Origin of the sequence: Kitasatospora sp. NBC_00240 (assembly GCF_026342405.1) — a bacterium.
Taxonomy (GTDB): Bacteria; Actinomycetota; Actinomycetes; order Streptomycetales; family Streptomycetaceae; genus Kitasatospora.
On the sequence record NZ_JAPEMU010000001.1, the window covers coordinates 979,493 to 998,472 of the forward strand.

The 18,980-nt window shown below is 69.6% G+C and carries 17 protein-coding genes and 1 pseudogene; 5 read left to right on the forward strand and 13 right to left on the reverse strand.

Annotated features, from left to right (window positions below; all coding sequences use genetic code 11):
- Window positions 1-9: 9 nt before the first annotated feature.
- Window positions 10-399, forward strand: a complete 390-nt coding sequence (locus OG689_RS04095; protein ID WP_266317803.1) for a darcynin family protein — start codon at window positions 10-12, stop codon at window positions 397-399.
- 80 nt (window positions 400-479) lie between these two features.
- Here OG689_RS04095 and OG689_RS04100 read toward each other — a convergent pair whose 3' ends face one another.
- The 5 genes from OG689_RS04100 to OG689_RS04120 form a co-directional block, all read right to left on the reverse strand.
- On the reverse strand, window positions 480-1,073 hold the full coding sequence (locus OG689_RS04100; RefSeq protein WP_266317805.1) for a DinB family protein: 594 nt from the start codon (window positions 1,071-1,073) through the stop codon (window positions 480-482).
- 113 nt (window positions 1,074-1,186) lie between these two features.
- Window positions 1,187-1,744 carry a hypothetical protein gene (locus OG689_RS04105; protein WP_266317807.1) on the reverse strand — a complete coding sequence of 186 codons (558 nt, stop codon included), beginning with the start codon at window positions 1,742-1,744 and terminating at the stop codon, window positions 1,187-1,189.
- A gap of 404 nt (window positions 1,745-2,148) precedes the next feature.
- Entirely contained in the window at window positions 2,149-2,481 is a 333-nt protein-coding gene (locus tag OG689_RS04110; protein WP_323189375.1) for a transposase, read from the reverse strand.
- Window positions 2,466-3,518 carry a hypothetical protein gene (locus tag OG689_RS04115; RefSeq protein ID WP_266317809.1) on the reverse strand — a complete coding sequence of 351 codons (1,053 nt, stop codon included), beginning with the start codon at window positions 3,516-3,518 and terminating at the stop codon, window positions 2,466-2,468. The genes OG689_RS04110 and OG689_RS04115 overlap by 16 nt, the downstream gene beginning before the upstream one ends.
- Window positions 3,519-3,598: 80 nt before the next feature.
- Window positions 3,599-4,579: a glycosyl hydrolase family 28-related protein gene (locus OG689_RS04120; protein ID WP_266317811.1), complete on the reverse strand. Its 981-nt coding sequence runs from the start codon at window positions 4,577-4,579 to the stop codon at window positions 3,599-3,601.
- Between the two features lie 394 nt (window positions 4,580-4,973).
- Here OG689_RS04120 and OG689_RS04125 point away from each other — a divergent pair, with 394 nt between their 5' ends.
- Complete coding sequence (locus OG689_RS04125; protein WP_266317813.1) at window positions 4,974-5,753, forward strand: ISAs1 family transposase; 780 nt, start codon at window positions 4,974-4,976, stop codon at window positions 5,751-5,753.
- Window positions 5,750-6,127, forward strand: coding sequence for a transposase (locus OG689_RS04130; protein WP_266317815.1), 378 nt, complete (start codon window positions 5,750-5,752; stop codon window positions 6,125-6,127). The genes OG689_RS04125 and OG689_RS04130 overlap by 4 nt, the downstream gene beginning before the upstream one ends.
- 105 nt (window positions 6,128-6,232) lie before the next feature.
- Here OG689_RS04130 and OG689_RS04135 read toward each other — a convergent pair whose 3' ends face one another.
- The gene (locus OG689_RS04135) at window positions 6,233-7,069 is read right to left on the reverse strand and encodes a hypothetical protein (RefSeq protein WP_266317817.1); all 837 of its coding nucleotides are present in this window, start codon (window positions 7,067-7,069) and stop codon (window positions 6,233-6,235) included.
- A gap of 285 nt (window positions 7,070-7,354) precedes the next feature.
- Here OG689_RS04135 and OG689_RS04140 point away from each other — a divergent pair.
- Window positions 7,355-7,561 (forward strand): annotated as a pseudogene (locus OG689_RS04140) (substrate-binding domain-containing protein); the annotation flags it as partial.
- 155 nt (window positions 7,562-7,716) lie between these two features.
- On the opposite strand, the gene OG689_RS04145 reads toward OG689_RS04140, so the two are convergent.
- The 7 genes from OG689_RS04145 to OG689_RS04175 form a co-directional block, all read right to left on the reverse strand.
- A complete protein-coding gene (locus tag OG689_RS04145) occupies window positions 7,717-8,781 on the reverse strand; it encodes a 2-aminoethylphosphonate ABC transporter substrate-binding protein (protein ID WP_266317819.1) in 1,065 nt (354 codons plus the stop codon).
- Window positions 8,782-8,923: 142 nt separating this feature from the next.
- Window positions 8,924-9,721: an ABC transporter permease subunit gene (locus OG689_RS04150; RefSeq protein WP_266317821.1), complete on the reverse strand. Its 798-nt coding sequence runs from the start codon at window positions 9,719-9,721 to the stop codon at window positions 8,924-8,926.
- Window positions 9,708-10,625, reverse strand: a complete 918-nt coding sequence (locus OG689_RS04155) for a 2-aminoethylphosphonate ABC transporter permease subunit (RefSeq protein WP_266317822.1) — start codon at window positions 10,623-10,625, stop codon at window positions 9,708-9,710. Before OG689_RS04155 ends, OG689_RS04150 begins: the two co-directional genes overlap by 14 nt.
- The gene (locus OG689_RS04160) at window positions 10,618-11,685 is read right to left on the reverse strand and encodes an ABC transporter ATP-binding protein (protein WP_266326854.1); all 1,068 of its coding nucleotides are present in this window, start codon (window positions 11,683-11,685) and stop codon (window positions 10,618-10,620) included. The genes OG689_RS04155 and OG689_RS04160 overlap by 8 nt, the downstream gene beginning before the upstream one ends.
- 95 nt (window positions 11,686-11,780) lie before the next feature.
- Window positions 11,781-12,464: a phosphonatase-like hydrolase gene (locus OG689_RS04165; protein WP_266317823.1), complete on the reverse strand. Its 684-nt coding sequence runs from the start codon at window positions 12,462-12,464 to the stop codon at window positions 11,781-11,783.
- Between the two features lie 21 nt (window positions 12,465-12,485).
- Window positions 12,486-13,607 (reverse strand): TIGR03364 family FAD-dependent oxidoreductase, encoded by a 1,122-nt coding sequence (locus OG689_RS04170; RefSeq protein ID WP_266317825.1) that lies wholly within the window; start codon window positions 13,605-13,607, stop codon window positions 12,486-12,488.
- Between the two features lie 263 nt (window positions 13,608-13,870).
- A complete protein-coding gene (locus tag OG689_RS04175; RefSeq protein ID WP_266317826.1) occupies window positions 13,871-16,003 on the reverse strand; it encodes a family 20 glycosylhydrolase in 2,133 nt (710 codons plus the stop codon).
- 1,354 nt (window positions 16,004-17,357) lie between these two features.
- Between OG689_RS04175 and OG689_RS04180 the strand changes: the two genes are divergently transcribed.
- Complete coding sequence (locus tag OG689_RS04180; protein ID WP_266317828.1) at window positions 17,358-18,884, forward strand: alkaline phosphatase family protein; 1,527 nt, start codon at window positions 17,358-17,360, stop codon at window positions 18,882-18,884.
- The last annotated feature ends 96 nt before the right edge of the window (window positions 18,885-18,980 follow it).

Consider the following 18,980-nt stretch of genomic DNA (forward strand, 5'->3'; position numbering starts at 1 on the left):
GGCACCCTGATGCCCGCTGAAACGACCGAACCGACGCCCGCCGAACGGACCGAACCCCCGGTCACGGCGTTCATGCTGGTCAAGACCACACCCGAGTGGCTCGCCCTGACCGTCCCGGAACGCGTGCACGCCTTCACCACCCAGGTCCTGCCGGCCATCGAGGCCAGGACCACCGGCGTCCGGTCACGCTTCTACGACACGGAGTTCTACTCCGCGCGCGTCACCGACGTCTGGATGTGGGAGGCCGAGGACCACCACGCCTACCAGCTCCTCATCGACGCCCTGCGCGAAACCCCCTTCTGGGACCGCTACTTCGAGGTCGTCGACCTGCTCGTCGGCACCGAGAACGGCTACGCCCGAACCTACGGCCTCGAACCCGTCGCCACCATCACCACCTGACGCGCCGCCCGGCCGCGCAACCGCGCCGATGCCCTCGCTGCCCTCCGGCCGGTCACGGCCGGAGGGCAGCGGCACGGGTGCTACAGGCCCCGGTCGGCCTCCTTGGCCACCTGCTCCAACTGGTCCCGGTATTTCTCCCACCAGGCCGGGTCGTCGGACGCCAGGCCGATGTTGGTCCTGCTCATCCCGGCGGAGCCGTCGATGAGTTCACGCACGATGTCGGCATGGCCGGCGTGCCGGTGGGTGTCGCCGATCACCCGGACCAGGGCGTGGAACAGGGTCACGTCGTCCTGCCCGGGCGGCCACCAGGGGACCTGGCCGACCGCGTCCAGCTCCAGGGCGTCGAAGGTCGTGTCCGCGTGCTCCCACGCCCGGCGGTACCCCTCGATGATCTGCGCCCGCGACTCGTCGGCGGTGGCCCACATGTCCGCGTTGGGCTCGGCGGCATTCGACGCCGAGGGCAGGGGCCCGGCGGCCGGACGTCCGAACGTGGCACCGAAGTAACCGAGTTCCACCCCGGTCGCGTGCTTGACCAGGCCGAGGAGGTTGGTGCCGGTCGGTGTCAGCGGCCGCCGGATGTCGTACTCCGAGAGACCTTCGAGCTTCCACAACAGGGCATCGCGGGCGAACTGCAGGTAGAGGCGGAGGACAACCTTGGGATCGGACTCAGTCATGTCGTCATTCTGCCGCTCGCCGCCGGGCCGATCACCGGCATTTCCCCACGGGCTGCCGGTCGACCGCACGGGCGGGCGGGCGACCGGCAGCAGAGGCGTGCGGGTGTCCAGGCTCAGCTGCCCAGGGGCCGGAACGCCGAGTCGAGCCCGTCGAGCGACCAACCACCGCCACCGGGGTGGCAGCTCAGGGCGGTGTCGGCGGCGTTGGACACGTTGGTGCCGGTGTTGAAGTTGACGTTCGGCGTGTTCGGCAGCAGCCCCATGTAGTACATCCCGGCCGAGGTCCACACGCACTGGTGCAGGTTGAGGAAGCGATTGGCGGCCAGGTCGAAGGGCCTGACGGCGGAATTGGCCGGCAGCAGGGTCCAACCACCAGCACCGGGGCCGCAGTTCAGCCGGGTGTCGGGCGTGTCGGAGACGTTGGTGCCGGTGTTGAAGTTGACGTTCGGCGTGTTCGGCAGGATCGCGGTGTAGTGCTGCCCGGCCGAGAAGTACACGCACTGGTGCAGGTTCAGGTACCGGCCGGCGGTGAGGTCAAAGGCCTTCACGGCGGAGTTGGCGGGCGCCTGCCGCCAACCACCGCTCCCCGGGCCGCAGGAGAGCGTCGCGTCCGGCACCCCGGAGAGGTTCGTGCCCGTATTGAAGGCCGCGTTCGCCGTGTTCGGCAGCACGTTCGTATAGTGCCCGCCACTGCCGACATAGACGCACTGATGCACATTCAGGTACCGGCCAGCGAGCCGTGCCCCCGGCGGCCCCGCCATGGCGGTACTGCCGAAGACCAGAGCGACGACCCCCACAACCACGGCCACCACAGCGGAAAACCTACGCACGGCGCACTCCTCCCGGACTGACGCCCACCAATAGGACGTCTACGCACAAAGCTATCGAAGCGGGGACGGTGGGGGTACGCCAGCGCCCGAAGACCCTTCGTTCGGATCAATTGACGGACGATATGCCAAGCCCCGGCAGACGGCGGAGCCCCACTCGCCCGGGGCGCCCTGAAAAGAACCCCTCGGCACGGGGAACGGTGGTCCCGGCAGGGCTTCGGCAAAGTCACGGGATGTCCGGTTCGTGATCATGTGAGCCCGAGGAGGGCAAGCGGTCGCCTCGGTTCTCTCGCGTTGTGTCGGAGGGCGGTGGCGATGTTGCGGACTCCTGCGAGTCGGAGGGCGCCGATGGCGAGGTTGCGCCAGGTGGCCATGGTTCGGGGGGCGTTGCCGGTGCGGAGCTGGGAGGCGTCCTCGGCGAAGGTGACGTCACGGATGTGGTGGAGGGCTTCGATGGTCCAGTGGCCGCGGATGAGGGCGGCGAGCTGGGCGGGGGTGGCCCGGTCAGCGGTCAGGCTGGTGACCGCGTAGATCGTCTTGATGGTGACCTTGCCGGTCTTGCGGTTCAGTTCCGTTCCAATAGGTTCGCATCTCTCATCTTAGCGAGAAGTGCGTTGAAATCAGCCTTCAGCTGAGCAATATCCGTTGCTCTCGAGTCAGCCTGTCCTGTCACGCCATGAGGAAGTGGTTCAATGATCCCTGGGTTTGCATCCAGGTCATAGATCGTCTGCCATTGAAGGTGATTGTCGGAAGTCAGGCCTCCGACACTCCGCCCCGGCCCCGGTTGTTGCCAGGGCGGCGGCTCCTTCACACCGGAGACCTTGAGCAGCTGGTTCGACGGGCCGCCTATGTAGGCGATCAGTCGATATACGAATCCATTGGCGCTCGCCGGCTTGACGGTTTGCCCTATCTTGTAGTGCTTTCCGTCACTCCAGGCAAGAGCCGCCGACCGCCTTCCACACGGGGCGTTCACCGCCCACCCGATCGGGCCTTGGCGCGCCGTTGCTCCGGTGGCATTGAGAAGCAGATCACCCGGACCGTAGAAGTTGCAGCTACCGGCAGACGTATTCCACGGAGTTCCATTATGAACAATAGCGATTCGCCGCTCACCGAAGAGGTAGTTTCCAATCCAGGCTTCCGGAAGCATCAGCGCGCCGGGAACCGGACCGTTTTCGTACGCGGTTTGATAGTAAGTGTGGTGATTCGCCGGGCTCACAAGGGATGTTTCGATCCGGCCCTTGACCGCGTCGGGAGCTGTCTGGACTTGGATACGGAAGAGGGCGCTCCACTGGTCGTCCGGCGCGAGGGAGCCGTAATCCTGAATGATCGTGGAATCCGAAGCATCCCCGAGTTTGTTGACCGTTGAGAACTCAATCCTATATTTGCCCTCACATCTCCACAGCAAATGATCGAGCTCTTCAAGCGTCTGCCCGACCTCCTTCGGGAAGTCAGGCATACCATCGGGGGGCTTACCATTCTTTCCGAATGTATGCCCGGCATGGACTGCTCGATAATAGTATCCATTCCCGGGCGTCTGCAGCTCATCTTCCTCGATATCGACCCCCGCCCCATTCGCGGAGATAAAATACTCGGGATATTTGGAATACTTGTTCGTCACTTTCAGAGTAGAGGGCCCTTTTTTGACGGCGCCATAGCCCCAGTATATTGAGTCCGAGGTGATAATCATATCCCCTCCGACTACAGCGATATTCCCGCCCTTGAACACCGACGGGGCATCCCCTTCGCCGTAGCAGCCGATGTACACGGCGAACTGTGGAGCTTCGTGATCACAGTTGTACTGTCGGTGACGGTTGTGCGCCGCGTGACACGAAACAAAGGTGCAGCCCAAGAATGAATTGTCATGAATTCCATCCCTTGGTCGGGATCCGACTTGAGGGTGAACTGGCGAAGCACAGCATAGTCTGCACGATCATTCGAGGGATCTGGAGCAGGCGGTCCGGAGGTCCAAGATCCCACCAGGGCAATCGCACAATAAACAGTCTCTCCTGCAACTGGACCGATACCGGTCGCAGTAGACAGGTTGAAATCTCCTGTTTTCACATCGGCGAGTATGCGAGTATTTTCAGTGACACCAAGACCAGTTCCCCCAGCTCCCTCCAGAATGCAATGGTGCCTGACGACAATAGGCTTCGTAATCCGGTAGTCTCCCGGAGGAAGGTAGACGACTTTGCCATGAGTAGTGCCGAGTCGCATCGCGCAGTCGAGGGCGCTTTGGATCGCGCCTGTGTCGTCGTCTTTGTTGTTTCCCATCGCTCCGAAGTAGAGCACGCTCAGCCGCGTGTCGCGGCGGGGCCGGACTGTCACCGTGCCCGATTCATCGCAGTCGCCAATCCAGTTCGGAGCGCTCACGCATTTGTCAATTTCATCCGCAGCGCGGACGATCTGTCCCGAACTGTTGACGCCAACCGCGCCGAACTTACCGCGGCCCAGGCGGCCGCTGAAAGCACCGCCTATTTGGACTTTGACGTCATCTCCAGCCCTTTTTGCCGGCTCCAGCGCAACCCCAAAGAACGGAATGGTATGTAACTCCTCGACAGCAGGGACAGTTACGGTGATCGGTTTGACAGCAGGGGGAGTGGGGGTGACCGATGATCCTGTGGTGCGGACCACCTGGCCAGCCTTGATCGGTTGTGCGGCTCGCACAATTACGATGTCCATCAGAACGTCCCTTTCGTCGAGGCCACATCGGTCGGAAAGGCTGGGCGTGAGCGCGGCCGAAGCGCGCGAGCACACCCGACCTCGGTGCCGAAGGCCGGAACCCTTCGGCAGTACTGCGCTCGCACCTTTTGCCTAGCCCCATATACCTCCAGGCTAGGTGTGGGCAGCAGCCTGCGCAGATCGGCAAGGCCCGATGGCCATCCAACCGCGGTCACTATCCGCAATCACGCGCTGAAGGCAGTGACGGATCGTCCGATTGGTCACGGTCTGCGGCGGGTGGACCAATTCGGACGTGAAGCAGGCATGGACTTCCAAGATCATGGAGTTCTCGACGCCCCGTGATCCCGATGGAAAACCGTGCCTGCCGCCACATCATCACCGATCCCGCCTGCTCTTGAGCAACTCCGCGACCAGCTGTCGGCCGGACTCGACGAACTCCCCGGCCTGCTGGAACGCCTCGCCGAAGTCCCCGACCCGCGCGACCCCCCGCGGGGTCCGGCACGCCCTGGTCCACGTGCTCGCCCTGGCCGCAGCCGCTGTACTGGCCGGCGCGACCTCGCTGTTGGCGATCAGCGAGTGGGCCGCCGACGCCCCGCGCGACGTACTCCTCGCGCTGGGAGCCCGGCACGATCCGCTGATCACACGTCACAAGGTGCCCGGCGAGGCGACCATCCGCCGGGTCCTGGTCCGGATCGACGCTGATGCGCTCGATCGCGCCGTAGGCGGCTGGCTCACCGACCGTCAACCAAACACGCAGGCCACAGCCCTGCGGGCGATCGCAGTGGACGGCAAGAGCCTGCGCGGCGCCGCCCGCGCACACGGCCGGAAGATCCACCTGCTCGCCGCCCTCGACCACACCGCCGGCAATGTCCTCGCCCAACTCGACGTCGGCGAGAAGACGAACGAGATCACCTGCTTCCAGCCGCTCCTGGACACCGTCGCCGGCCTCGCCGGCGCCGTGGTGACCAGCGACGCGATGCACACCCAGCGCGAGCACGCCGACTACCTGGTCACCGGCCGGTCCGCGCACTACATCGTGATCGTCAAGGGCAACCAGAAGAAGCTCCGCAAACAGCTCAAATCCCTTCCCTGGAAAGCGATCCCGCTCCAGGACGCACTCGGGAGACAGGACACGGCCGCAGCGAGATCCGCCGCATCAAGGCGGCCACCGTGAGCAACCTGCTCTTCCCGCACGCGGCACAGGCAGTCCAGCTCAAGCGCCGCCGAACGAACCGCAAGACCGGCAAGGTCACCATCAAGACGATCTACGCGGTCACCAGCCTGACCGCCGACCGGGCCACCCCCGCCCAGCTCGCCGCCCTCATCCGCGGCCACTGGACCATCGAAGCCCTCCACCACATCCGTGACGTCACCTTCGCCGAGGACGCCTCCCAGCTCCGCACCGGCAACGCCCCCCGAACCATGGCCACCTGGCGCAACCTCGCCATCGGCGCCCTCCGACTCGCAGGAGTCCGCAACATCGCCACCGCCCTCCGACACAACGCGAGAGAACCGAGGCGACCGCTTGCCCTCCTCGGGCTCACATGATCACGAACCGGACATCCCGTGACTTTGCCGAAGCCCTGGTGGTCCCGGCTCGGGCGCCGGGGCGCATGTGGATCGCCGGTGGCTTACGGGGGGCGCACGCGCCCGTCAGGTCGCGGCGGGAATGTGGCGCGAGGCCGCCAGGCCGGCCATCCTTCGGAGTCTCGCAAAGTAGGAGGCGCAGTACTCCTCGTTGATCAGCGGCATGATCTTGTCGAGGCCCGCTATGCACGACCAGAGGAGGGCGATGCCGTCGTCGTCGAGTCCGCCGGCCAGCTCTTGCCGGACCAGGACAGCGACGTCCGCGTCCAGGAGGACCAGTTCCACGCTGGCGAGGTCCACACCGACGAAGCCGACGGGGAACGGCGCCCGGCAGTGGTCCTCCCGGAGCCGGGCAAGGAGCTCGTCGGCCTGTGTCGCGGTCGTACCGGCGGCGGCCGGCCCGGCCGTCGACGCCGGGCGAAGCAGGAGAGCGACCGCGGCGAAGACGTTCTCCAGCATCTTGACGGCCCTGACCGGGTTGAGGGCGGCACTTGACGCGGCCCCGTGCGCGAGCCGGTCTCGCACCACCCGGCCGCGGTCCAGCTCGGCGGCGAGCTCGACCGCGAGCAGCCCCGCGTCGGCCGCCCGCTCGATCAGGCCTTCGAGCGGCTCGGCGACATCCAGCCGTTCGGCCAGGACGTGCTCCAGCGCGTAGAGCGAGTGCGTGACGGCGACGGTCGCGAACTCGTACCGGTGGTAGGAGTGCCGGACAAGTTCGCGGGAGGTCTCCAACGCGCTCATGACCTGCATGGACGCCCGGGCCGGCAGGACGAGTGCGCGCACCAGCGCTTCCATACCCGCGTAGTCGGGAGCGATGGTGCGGGACCGCGGGTCCGGGATCGGCACGGGGAACGGGCGGGGCGATGCGGGCAGGGTGTCCACCGGCGCCATCCTGTCGTCCACGTTCTTCCGCCGCCACCGGTTTTGCCCGGGGCCGCGACCACGGGCAGGCGACCGCACCGGGAACGGCGGGCCCCGTGACCGGGCCTTCGAGCGGCTCACCGTACGGGGCCCCGTGCCCGAACCCACGGACCGACAGGCCCCGTTGTCGGACCGGCACTCCAGCCTCCACCCCATGACCACCCACCAGTTGGGACCTCGCGGCTCCGGACCGGACCGTCCGGCGAATCGCGGAGGACTCGCTGATCTCACTCGGTACGACGGCCTTCCCCGCGCCCGGAGGACCTCTCGATCACCGGCTTCGACGACATCTACCTGAGCAGCAGCACCGTGCCGATGCTCACCACCGTCCGCCAGCCGCTGGAGGAGCTCGGCCGGATGGCCGTCAGCCTGCTGACCCGCCTGATGGAGGGCCACACCGTGGAGGCTCTGCACGTCGAACTCGCCACCGAACTCGTCGTCCGCGGCTCCACCGGCCCGGCGCCGACGCGCTGACGGCCGGCCCGGACGCGACGGCGCACCGGCCCGGACGCAGCGGCGCACCGGCCCGGACGGGCGGACGTCCACGGTCGGACGAACACCGGCCGCCGGCTGATGCCGGCCGTGCGCCGGCCGGCGGCGCTCCGGTGCGCCGCCGGCCGGCCCCGCGGTCAGCTGCCGGTCGCCTGCTTCCAGGCGCCGACGTAGGACTTGAGGTTGGCGTCGATGTCGTTCCAGTCCGGCGTGAAGAGCTCCACCCCGTCCAGCAGCCCGCTCAGCTTGGCGGCGTTGTCGCCACCGGGGGTGACGTCGGCGCGGGCCGGGAAGCCGCCGGCGAGGGTGGTGGCCTGTTGCTGGACCTCCTGGGTGAGCAGGTGGTCCAGCAGCTTCCTGGCGTTCTCCCGGTGCGGCGCGTTCTTCACCACGCCCGCGGCGTAGGGCAGGGAGAAGGTACTGGGCCGGCCGTCCTTCGCCGCCGGGAACCAGATGGCCTGGTTGGGCATCGCCGACCGGTTGGCGAAGTTCATCTGCACATCGCCGTTGGCGACCAGCAGTTCGCCCTTGTTGACCTTGGGGGCGAGCTGGCCGGTGGAGGAGGACGGCCCGACGTTGTTCTTCTGCAGCTTCCCCAGGAAGTCGGTGGCGCCCTGGATGCCGCCGAAGTCGTGCATGGCCTTGATCAGCACGGCGGTGCCGTCGCCGGCCACGCCCGGGGTGGAGTACTGCAGCTTGTTCTTGTACTTGCCGTCGAGCAGGTCGTCCCAGGTCTTCGGCGGCGCGGCGACCTCCTTGCTGTTGTAGATGAAGCACAGGTAGTTCTTCACCACGGAGGTCCACGCGCCGGCCGGGTCCTTGTCGCCGTCGGCCACCTGGTCCGATCCTGCGGGCCGGTAGTTCTCCAGCAGGCCCTGGCTCGCCGCGGACTGAATGAACGGCGGCAGGGTGACGACCAGGTCGGCCTTGGTGTTGGACTTCTCCCGCAGCAGGCGCTGGACCATCTCGCCGGAGCCGCCCTCCACGTAGTTCACCTTGATGCCGGTGGCGGCGGTGAAGTCCTTGAAGGCCTTGTCGTAGAAGCCGTTGCCGTCCTCGGCCTTGAGGCCGTCGGCACTGTAGACGGTGATCTCCTTGGCGTCGCCGCCGGACTGCGCGGAGGATCCGGAGCAGGCGGCGAGCGGTCCGCCGAGGGCGAGGGCGGCGAGGGCGGCGGTGAGCGATCTGAGGCGTGCGTGCATGGCGGGGTGTCTTTTCTCGAGGCGTTCGGCGACCGGGCACCGAACGGGGAGCGGGAGACCCGGAGCGGGCCGGGTTGCAGCGGGGCCGACCTTCGAGCGGGGCCAGGGTTCGGGCGGGCCGACGTTCGAACGGGCCCGGGGTTCAGCGGTAGGAGGCCCGGGTGCGCAGGCGGGCGGTGGCGGCGAGGACCACCAGGGTGCTGGCGATCAGCGCCACGGCCAGCGCCGCCCCGGTGAACAGGGCGCCACGGTCGGTGGCGGCGAAGATGCGCACCGGCAGCGGCAGCCAGTCCGGCGGGTACAGCATCATGGTGGCGCTCAACTCGCCCATGGAGAGGGCGAAGCAGAGGCCGAAGGCGGCCGTGAGCGACGGCAGCAGCAGCGGCAGGGTGACGCGCCGGAGCACCTGCGCGGGCGGGGCTCCGAGGCCGGCGGCGCTCTGTTCCAGCGCCGGGTCGAGCCGGCCGATCGCGGCCCGCACCGACTGGTACGCGAAGGAGGTGACCAGCACGGTGTGCGCCAGCAGGACGATGGTGGTGGTGCCGTTGAGCAGCAGCGGCGGCTTGGAGAAGGCGACCAGCAGGGCCAGGCCGACCACCACCGAGGGCACCGCCAGCGGGAGCATGAACAGCCCGTCCAGCAGTTGCCGGAAGCGCCGGCCGGTGCCGCGGGCGGCGAGGGCCGCCCAGCCGCCGACGACCAGGGCGGCGAGGCCAGCGACCAGGGCGGTGGTGAGGCTGGTGGTCAGGGCGTCCAGCGACTGGCCGCGGCCGAGGTCGGCGTAGTGGGCGGCGGTGAAGGCGGAGGGCAGGGCGCCGTCCCACCGGTCGGCGAAGGAGGCACCGACCACCATCAGCAGGGGCAGGGCGAAGATCGGCACCACCAGCAGCAGGAACAAGGTCCAGTGGGCGAGCCGGGCGGCCCGGCTATGCACCAGCACGGTTGCCTCCTTCCTTGCCGGCCCGGGGCAGGCAGAGCCGGTAGAGCGAGTGGAGCGCGACCGAGAGGACGACGTTGACGACCGCGATCACGCAGGCGGCGGGGTAGTCGGACTCCAGCACCGCGCGGCTGTAGACCAGCAGGGTGAGGGTGGTGACGTCCTTGGCACCGGTGAACAGGACGATGCCGAACTGGTTGAGGGACATCACCAGCACCAGGCTGCCGCCGGCCGCCAGGGCGGGCAGCGTCTCGGGCAGGATCACCTGGCGGACGATCCGCCCGGGCCGGGCGCCCAGCGAGGCGGCCGCTTCGATCTGCGCGGTGTCGACCTGGGAGAAGGCGGCCAGCAGCGGCCGCATGACGAACGGGGTGAAGTAGGTGATCTCGGCCAGCAGGACGCCCCAGGGCGAGGTGAGGAAGGCGAAGAGCGGGTGGTGGCTGCCGGTGAGCCCGGTCCAGGCGCCGTTGGCGAGGCCGGCGCTGCCGTAGATGAAGGCGAGCGACAGGGTGATCAGGAAGGACGGCAGGGCGACGAAGAGGTCGATGAACCGGCCGACCAGCCGGGCGCCGGGGAACGGCACGAAGGCGATCACCCAGGCCAGGTAGAAGCCCAGCAGCAGGCAGCCGACGGTGGAGCCGGCCGCGATCCACACGGTGGTCCGCAGCGCCCGGTGGAAGGCGGTCGAGCCCAGCACGTCCGACCAGGCCGCCAGCGAGTGCCCGCCGGTGTCGGGCGTGACGGACTGCCAGCCGACCAGCACCAGGGGGTAGAGGAAGACCAGGCCGAGTCCGACCAGCGGCGGCAGCGCCCACAGCCATCCGGGGACGGACCGCGGGCGGCGGCCCGGCCGGACGGCGGCCGGCGCGGGTACCTCGACGGGTGCCTCGTACAGGGCGCTAGCCATCCCTGCGGTCCTCTCCGCCGGCGGGGAGCACCACGGCGTCCTCGGGGTCGAAGCAGAGCGTGACCCGCTCGCCCGGGGCGGGCGGAACGCGCAGCTCGCCGAGGTCGGCGGTGAGGCGGGGGCCGGCGTCCAGGTCGACCAGCAGCCGGTGGCCGGCTCCGCGCCACTGGATGTCGCCGACGGTGCCGGCCAGCGCGTTGAAGTCGCCCTCGGCGCCGAGCCGCACCAGGTGCGGACGGACGCAGAGCACGGCGTCGTCGCCCGGGGCCAGGCCCGCGGTCGGGGTGCCGCGCAGCGCGGTGCCCGCCAGCGAGACGCCGCCGTCGTGCCACTCGACGGTCACCGGCAGCAGGTTGGCCTGGCCCACGAAGGCGGCGGTGAAGGTGTCGCCGGGCCGCCGGTAGAGGCGCCGCGGGGTGTCGCAGTCCACCAGCCGGGCGTCCTTCATCACCGCGATCCGGTCGGCCAGGGTGAGCGCCTCCAGCTGGTCGTGGGTCACGTAGAGGATGGAGACGTGCGGCAACTCCCGGTGCAATCTGGCCAGTTCGGCGAGCATCCCGGAGCGCAGCTGCGCGTCGAGCGCGGACAGCGGCTCGTCGAGCAGCAGGACGTCCGGCCGGATGGCCAGTGCCCGGGCGATGGCGACCCGCTGCTGCTGGCCGCCGGAGAGCTCGCGCGGGTACCGGCGGGCGTAGCCGCCCATCCCGGTCATCTCCAGGGCGCGGGCCACCCGGCCGGCGATCTCGGCCCGGGGTGTCTTGTGCGCCTTGAGGCCGAAGGCCACGTTCTGCTCGACCCGCAGGTGCGGGAAGAGGGCGTACTGCTGCACCACCATGCCGATCCCGCGCCGGTACGGTGGCAGGTCGGTGACGTCGCGGCCGCCGATGTGCACCCGGCCGCGCAGCGGCGTGGTGAAGCCGGCGGCGGTGCGCAGGGCGGTGGTCTTGCCGGATCCGCTGGGACCGAGCAGGGCCACCACCTCGCCGGGGGCCACCTCCAGGGTGAAGCCGTCGAGCACGGTGGTGCCGTGGTAGGCGACGGTGACGTCCTGGAAGCGCAGGCCGGACCGGGCGGTCCCGGTGGCGTCCGGGGCGCCGCCGGGGGCGGGTACGACCGGGGGCGCCGAGGTGAGGACGGGGCTCCCGCCGGCGGCGGTCACCGCTCCCCCTCGAACAGGAGGGCGGTCAGCTCGGCGACCGAGGGCAGCAGGTGGGTGGCGCCGCCGGCCCGCAGCCGCTCCTCGCGGTGGGCGCCGGTGAGGACGCCGGCGACCACGGCTGCGCCGGCGCTGCGGCCGCTGAGCATGTCGTACCCGGTGTCGCCGACGACCGCGACCTGCTGGACGGCGTCCGTCCCGGTGCGCAGCAGGGCGGTGAGCACCATGTCCGGGTAGGGACGGCCGCGGCCGGCGTCGGCGGGGCAGAGGGTGAGGTCCGCGAGGTCCTGCCAGCCGAGGGCGGCGAGGATGCGGTCCTGGGTGGCCCGGGAGAAGCCTGTGGTGAGAGCCACCTTGATGCCTGCTCCGCGGAGCTTGTCCACGGTTTCGGCGGCGCCGGGCAGCGGGCGGCAGCGGCCGTCGTCGACCAGGTCGTGGTAGGCGGCCTCGAAGGCCCGGTTGGCGGCCTGGGCGCGGTCCTCGTCGCCGAAGAGGTGGCGGAACACGGTGATCTTGCTTTCGCCCATGGTGGCGCGGACGTGGGCGAGCATGCGCTCGTGTTCGGCGCTCCCCGCCGTCACACCCTGGCTGCCGGCGGCCTGTTCGAAGGCCTGCTCCACCAGGCCGCCGTCGGCGACGGTGGTGCCGGCCATGTCGAGGACCGCGAGTCGTATGTCGTGCATGGTTGAGCTCCTGTGCTTGGGTCAGAGGCCGAGGACGTCGGCGGTGGTCTCGGCGATCGCCGGGGAGCAGGTCATGCCGCGTCCGCCGGGGCCGGTGACCAGCCAGATCCCGTCACCGACCTGCTGGCGGTGGACGACCCGGGTGGTGTCGGTGCACTGGGCGTAGACGCCCGCCCAGCGGTGGCGGATACGGGGCAACGGGCGTCCGAGCAGATCCTCGACGACGGTGTCGAGGTGCTCGTAGGGCTCCTCCACCACGTCGAAGCCGAAGGGCTGCTCGTACTCGTGGGTGTCGCCGATGGTCAGGCCGCCGTCGGCGCGCTGCACCATCAGCAGCTGCATCTTGTGCTCGGCGGCGGTGGGCTCCTGCGGCTGGACGGCGGCGAGGGTGTCCAGCGCGCTGCCGGCGTAGGCGGGGTAGTAGCGGAAGCTGTCGCCGTCGGCGACGGAGGTGGTCAGCCGCTCGCCGAGCGGGTCGGTCTGCATCATCTGCAGGCGCACCCGGCGGACCGGCAGGTCGGGGGCCAGTTCGCGGACCAGGCCGCCGAGCCAGGCGCCGGTGCAGAGCACCACCGCGTCGCCGGTGTGGATCCGGCCCCGGTCGTCGCGGACGGCCGCGGGGCCGACCACCTCGCGCACCTCCCGGCCGGGCAGGAAGGTGTAGCGGCCGGAGCGCTCCAGCTCGGCCCGCAGGGCGGGCTGCGCGACCCTGGGCTCGACCGCGCCGTCGCGACCGCACCACAGGGCGCCGAGCAGCCGGCCGCGCAGGGCGGGGTTGGCGGCCCGGGTCTCCTCGGCGTCCAGCAGCCGTAGCCCGCGGGCTTCGGCGTCGGGGAGTTTCAGGGCCTGTTCGGCAACGGCGAGTTCGGCGTCGGTACGGACGACGGTCAGCGATCCGTTGCCGCGGAAGCCCAGCGCGGGGACGCGGGCGCCGATCTCCTCCCACAGCTCGCGGGCCCGCAGCGCGGTCGCCAGCTCCTCCCCGCCCGCCCGGCCGCCGACCCAGACCAGGCCGAAGTTGCGTACGGATGCGCCGCGAGCCTCCGACTCGCGCTCGATGTGGACGACCTCGTGGCCGCGTTCGACTGCGTGCCAGGCATGCATGCTGCCCAGGACGCCTGCTCCAACAATGATGATTCTCACGGGGAACAGAGTTGGTCCGGAAGATGTATGGCAGGCAAGCGTGCTGTGACGGGGCTGTTAACTTTGGACCAGACCGGTTATCGTTCCGTGACCTTCGGGGCGCCGCCGACACGCGGTCCATGGGGCGCCGGGGGGCCACCGGCACCGATGCTCGACGCAGTGACTCAACGGCATATGCTCAATCTGCATACGGACATGGCTGTTTGACGGAGCATCAAATGATGCTCCGTCAAACAGCCGCAAGCCGTGCAGGTCAGGTCAGGTCAGGTGATCGTCCAGTGCTGCAGTGCAGAGTTGGTGTTGGTCTGCTGAGTGACCAGCGCGCCGTTGGTCGTCGAGGCGGTGGTCAGCAGCAGTCCGCTCTTGGCCGAGGTCAGGGTGTAGCCGCCGCCGGTGAGCGGGGTGACCTGCCAGCGCTGGTTGAGGGCGCCGCCGCAGGTGTACTGGATGGCGGCCGCCCCGGCGGTCATCGAGCCGCCGTTCACGTCGAGGCAGAGCCCGGAGGCGCCGTTGACGAGGGTGTAGGAGCCGTCGGACTGCTGGGTGAAGGTCCACTTCTGGTTGCTGCCGCCGTGCAGGGCCCAGGTGTCCATCTGGAGGCCGGTGCTCGTGGAGCTGCCCGGGTCGTCCAGGGCCTGGCTGCCGGTGGTGACGGTGTGGACGCCGTTCAGGGTGCCGGAACCACCGGTCGGCCAGGAGATGTCCGGGGCGGCGTAGTAGTTGATGCCCGCAGCGGTCCAGCGCGGACCCTGCGCGGCGAGACGCTGGCTGAAGGAGGTCCAGTCGTGGGTGGACTGGGGCGACCAGCCGATCTCGGCGATCGCCGGCAGCCGCGGGAAGCTCATGTGGTCGGCGTAGACGGACGGTTCGGGGAACTGGCTGGTGGAGGTCGGCAGGTTGTTGCTGCCGGAGTAGGCGCGGTCCGCCCACAGTGCGGCCTCGACGCCGGTGATCTGCGCGGCCGGGACGACCGGCGAGTTGCCGTTGGTCTTGGCCGTGACGGTGGTCGGGTCCCAGTCGTAGGCCTTCTGGGCCGAGACGTAGCCCTCCCAGGACAGGCCGTAGGGGGTGCTGGAGTCGTACTTCATGTCCAGGTAGGCGTGGTCCGAGGGGGACATGATGAAGCCGGCGCCCTGCGCCACGCCCGAACGGACCTGCTGGATGGTCACGGACTCCTGCGAGGTGCCCACCGTGGAGCGGTCGCCGGCGTCACCCCAGAACTGCAGGAGGCTGTTGGCCGGGAGGGTGCCCTGGCCGAGCTGGTGCCAGCCGATCACCTTCTTGCCCTGCGCGGTGGTCGCCGAGGCGGCCGCCGACACGTACGAGGCGTACTGGGAGGCGGTGGCCTGCGGGGTCTCGTCGCCACCGACGTGGATGTAGGGGCCGGGGGTGAGCGCCGCCACCGTGCTGATCACGGTGTTCAGGAAGCTGCTGACGTTGCTGACGTGCTGCGAGTCGCTCAGGCAGTACAGGCTGATGCCCACGGAGAAGCCCGAGTACGGCGCGATCGCCTGGTTGTTGCAGTTCAGGTTGGCCACCGAGGCCAGCGCCGCGCTGGTGTGGCCCGGGCCGTCGATCTCCGGGACGACCGTCATGAACCGCGAGCTCGCGTAGGCGACCAGGTCCTGGTACTCGGCCGCCGTGTAGTACCAGGAGGTGCCGCCGGTGAACCCGCTCTGGGTGCTGGCGCCCACCGTGATCAGGTTCGGCAGCGCGCCGATCGCGATCCGCCAGCCCTGGTCGTCGGTCAGGTGCAGGTGAAGGGTGTTGATCTTGTAGGTGGCGGCCTCGTCGATGTAGCGCTTGACCTGCGCGACCGGGTAGAAGCGGCGCGCCACGTCGAGCATCACACCGCGGTAGGAGTACCGGGGCGAGTCGGAGATCTGCACGGGCGCGACCGTCCACGGCCCCGGCTTCACCGTGGGCGACTCCACGGCGGCGGGCAGCAGTTGGCGCAGGGTCTGGACACCGCGGAACAGGCCCTCCGCGCCGTGCGCCGTCACGGTGACGCCGCCGCTGTTCGAGGTGAGGGTGTAGCCCTCGGCCCCGAGCGTGGCCGAGCCGTTGGGGTCGAGGACGAGAGCGCCGCTCTGCGGCTGGGTGGAGCTGACCACCGGGAGGGTGAACCCGGTCGCGGGCGCCAGGAGTCCCGCCAGGTAGCTGCCGACGCCGACCGCGGCCGGGGCGGTGGACAGCACGTCGACCTGCGTCCCGGCGGCCAGGGTGAACCCGCTGCCGGTACCGGCCGACTCGGAGACCGGCTGGGGCACGATCGCCGGCACCGCGGGCACCGCGTGTGCGGCGGTCACCGCCGTGGTGCCCGACAACAGCGGCACCACAACGGCGACGGCGCCCAGAACGGCGAGGGCAGGGCCTCGCCGGGGAAACAACCGCATCGATGACTCCTTCTTGTGAGCGGGACCGCACCGCCCTTGGGCAGGGTGCGGTACCGCACTGGACCAGGGAAAGACGGAAATGCTTATGCGAAAGGGAACGCGGACCTGACGACAGGCCCGCGCCGTAGGACAGCTGTTGGCGGGAGGAAGCGCACAACATGACGCGGCAGGAAAGGACCAGCCCTTCGGCCGGGCATGGCTCGATCGTGACGCGCACGTGTACTGCGGGAGAAATTCCGGACCACTGAAGGACGGGGTCGGAAGCAATTCGGAGAACATACGGGCGTGGGACGACACACGTGATTTCCCGGCTTCCTCCCCGCATCCTACGGCCACCCCGGGGCTTCCCCGGGGCACCTCGGTCACGGCGGGCCGGGCGTTCTCCCGACTGGCTGGTGCTGCTTGATTGTGCATGCTAGTGCTCGGATTAGAGCATGTGCAAGCAGCGGGTGCCGGTCGCGGTCCGACCAGGACCAGCGCGCCGACCGGATCAACCTCGGCGACACCCTGGGGAGTTCGGCACCGCGCCGACGGAGGGGCGAGGCCGATCACCCTCGGACGCCTGCCGATCGCCCCGCAATCGCGGACCCGGCACCCCACCGGCCGACCGAAGGCCGGGGACGCGCCCTCAGGGCCGCGGGCCGGAATACTCCGCAGCTACCGCGAGATGATCCCCGACCGACGTTCGCCCCCTTTTCACCTGCGGGAAACCGTCGCGGGCAACTGGTTCGCGAAATTTCACACCGCGGACCTCGACGCGCCACCGGAAGCCAGGTATTCGACCCCGCCACGACGGCCGCCGTTCCGCCCGCCCGGGTCCGTCCGACCCGACCCACCCGACAAACCGAAAGTCAGCGGCCGGCCCACCCCGAACGACTTCGAGCAACAAACTCCGCATGACCGTCGACCCCGACCCACGGTTGCGCGATTCTGATCCTTCGCGTGGAACTCCGAGTTTTTGTCAGGTCACTATGGGAGACAGTGATGCGATATGTCGCTTTTCCCTTGGTAACGATTGGATAACCGGTCTGGAGTCAGTGACCGGAGTCCGTGGAGACTTGCGCCCGTCGAACGACGGCCGCCCCCGACGGCGGCCCGCCCCGACGACCCGGCCCACCGGGCCGGCCCCGCGAACCCGAGCCATACCCATGGCCGACGCCGCCGATCGCCTGTGCAGCAGGATCCGTTCGCCCGTCAACTTCCTTTCGAACAAGCAGTGGTGGCCGATGGGCCCGCGGTGAGCCGCGGGCCGCCCAGGACACCTGCGGCAGCCGGATCCTCACCGACCCCGGCCGGCCCCGCCCGACGCGTCGGCGGCCCCTCCCCGTCAACTCCCCAGGAGTCCCCCTTGAAGATGACCAGGCCCGCATCCACCCTCCTCGCGGTACTCACCGCCACCGCCGCGACCGTCCCACTGGCCCTGGCCGCCGGCCCGGCCCAGGCCGCCCCCAAACCCGGCACGTACAAGAACCTCCCGAACGGCACCAAGACCGCGAAGACCCTGGTGATCGGCATCGACGGCACCAGATACGACAGACTGCTCGCCGCCGACGCCCCCCGGATCAAGGCGCTGATGGCCGACGGTCTCACCGCCCCGAGCAACCTCTACGCCGACCCGCTCTCCCCCACCGTCTCCGGACCGGGCTGGTCGACCATCGCCACCGGCGTCTGGCCGGACAAGCACGGCGTGAAGGAGAACACCTTCACCGGCTCGCACTTCAACCTCTACCCCAGCCTGGGCAAGCGACTGGAGACCGCCTCCTCGGCCACCTCCACCCTGGTCGTCGCCTCCTGGAACCCGGTCGCCGACACCATCTTCAACGGCGGTGCCGACCTGCGGATCGCGGAGAGCGAGAACGACACCAAGACGGCCTCCGACGCGGCCGACTACCTCGCCCACGGCAACCCCGACGCCACCTTCCTGCACTTCGACCAGGTCGACGAGGCCGGCCACAGCTACGGCGGGACGAGCTCGCAGTACCTGGCCGCCATCCACAGCGTGGACGGGTTGGTCGGCCAGGTCGTCGACGCCGTCAAGTCCCGTCCCACGTACGCGTCCGAGGACTGGCTGATCATGGTCACCACCGACCACGGCCACACCGACGCGGGTGGCCACGGCGGCAACTCCGCGGTCGAGCGGCAGACCTTCGTGGTGGCCGACGGCGCCGGCTACACCCCCGGCTCCGTCCGGCGGGACGTGAAGGTCGTGGACGTCGCCCCGACCGTGCTCCAGCACGAGGGTGTCGCGGTGAACCCGGCCTGGAACCTGGACGGCACCCCCATCCCCAGCCTGGTCCCCGACGCCTTCGACGCCCTGCGCGGCTCCCTGCAGACCCGGGTGGACGAGACCGGTATCGACGCCGGCCTCACCGGCTTCACCCACACCCCGCCGGCGGGCTGGAGCATCGACAACTCGGCGATGCCCACCGGCGGTGTCACCGAATGGCGCGGCTGGTCGTTCGCCACCGACGAGTTCTGGACGGCGGCCGAGCGCGGCCAGGGCCGGGAGACCAACGTCCGCTCCCGCAACGTCTTCGCGGTGGCCGACTCCGACGAGTGGGACGACGCCTCGCACGGCGCCGGCCAGTTCGACTCCACCCTGGTCAGCCCGGTCTACCAGGTGGGCGGCGCCACCAGCGCGGTCGTCGGCTATGCCACCGACTACCTGGTGGACGGCCCGCAGACCGGTGACGTCTACGTCTCCTTCGACGGCGGCGCCCCGCAACTGGTGAAGTCCTACCGGGCGAACACCAACACCTTCGAGTCCGTCACCGTCAACGTCCCGGCCGGCGCCACCACGGCCCAGCTGAAGTTCCGCTACACCGGCACCAACAGCGCCTTCTGGACCGTCGACCAGGTCACCCTCACCCCGCAGAGCTGACCGCTCCCGGCCCGGGCACCGCACACCGTCCGTGCGGTGCCCGGGACCGCGGTGGTCCGGGCATCACGATGACTTCGGCCGGGCCGCACCTCCGCC

Bases quoted from the DNA above. Each gene is read 5' to 3' on its own strand.
- OG689_RS04095 (WP_266317803.1), top strand. From the start codon at position 10: ATGCCCGCTGAAACGACCGAACCGACGCCCGCCGAACGGACCGAACCC.
- OG689_RS04100 (WP_266317805.1), bottom strand. From the start codon at position 1,073: ATGACTGAGTCCGATCCCAAGGTTGTCCTCCGCCTCTACCTGCAGTTC.
- OG689_RS04120 (WP_266317811.1), bottom strand. From the start codon at position 4,579: ATGGACATCGTAATTGTGCGAGCCGCACAACCGATCAAGGCTGGCCAG.
- OG689_RS04145 (WP_266317819.1), bottom strand. From the start codon at position 8,781: ATGCACGCACGCCTCAGATCGCTCACCGCCGCCCTCGCCGCCCTCGCC.
- OG689_RS04155 (WP_266317822.1), bottom strand. From the start codon at position 10,625: ATGGCTAGCGCCCTGTACGAGGCACCCGTCGAGGTACCCGCGCCGGCC.
- OG689_RS04165 (WP_266317823.1), bottom strand. From the start codon at position 12,464: ATGCACGACATACGACTCGCGGTCCTCGACATGGCCGGCACCACCGTC.
- OG689_RS04175 (WP_266317826.1), bottom strand. From the start codon at position 16,003: ATGCGGTTGTTTCCCCGGCGAGGCCCTGCCCTCGCCGTTCTGGGCGCC.
- OG689_RS04180 (WP_266317828.1), top strand. From the start codon at position 17,358: ATGACCAGGCCCGCATCCACCCTCCTCGCGGTACTCACCGCCACCGCC.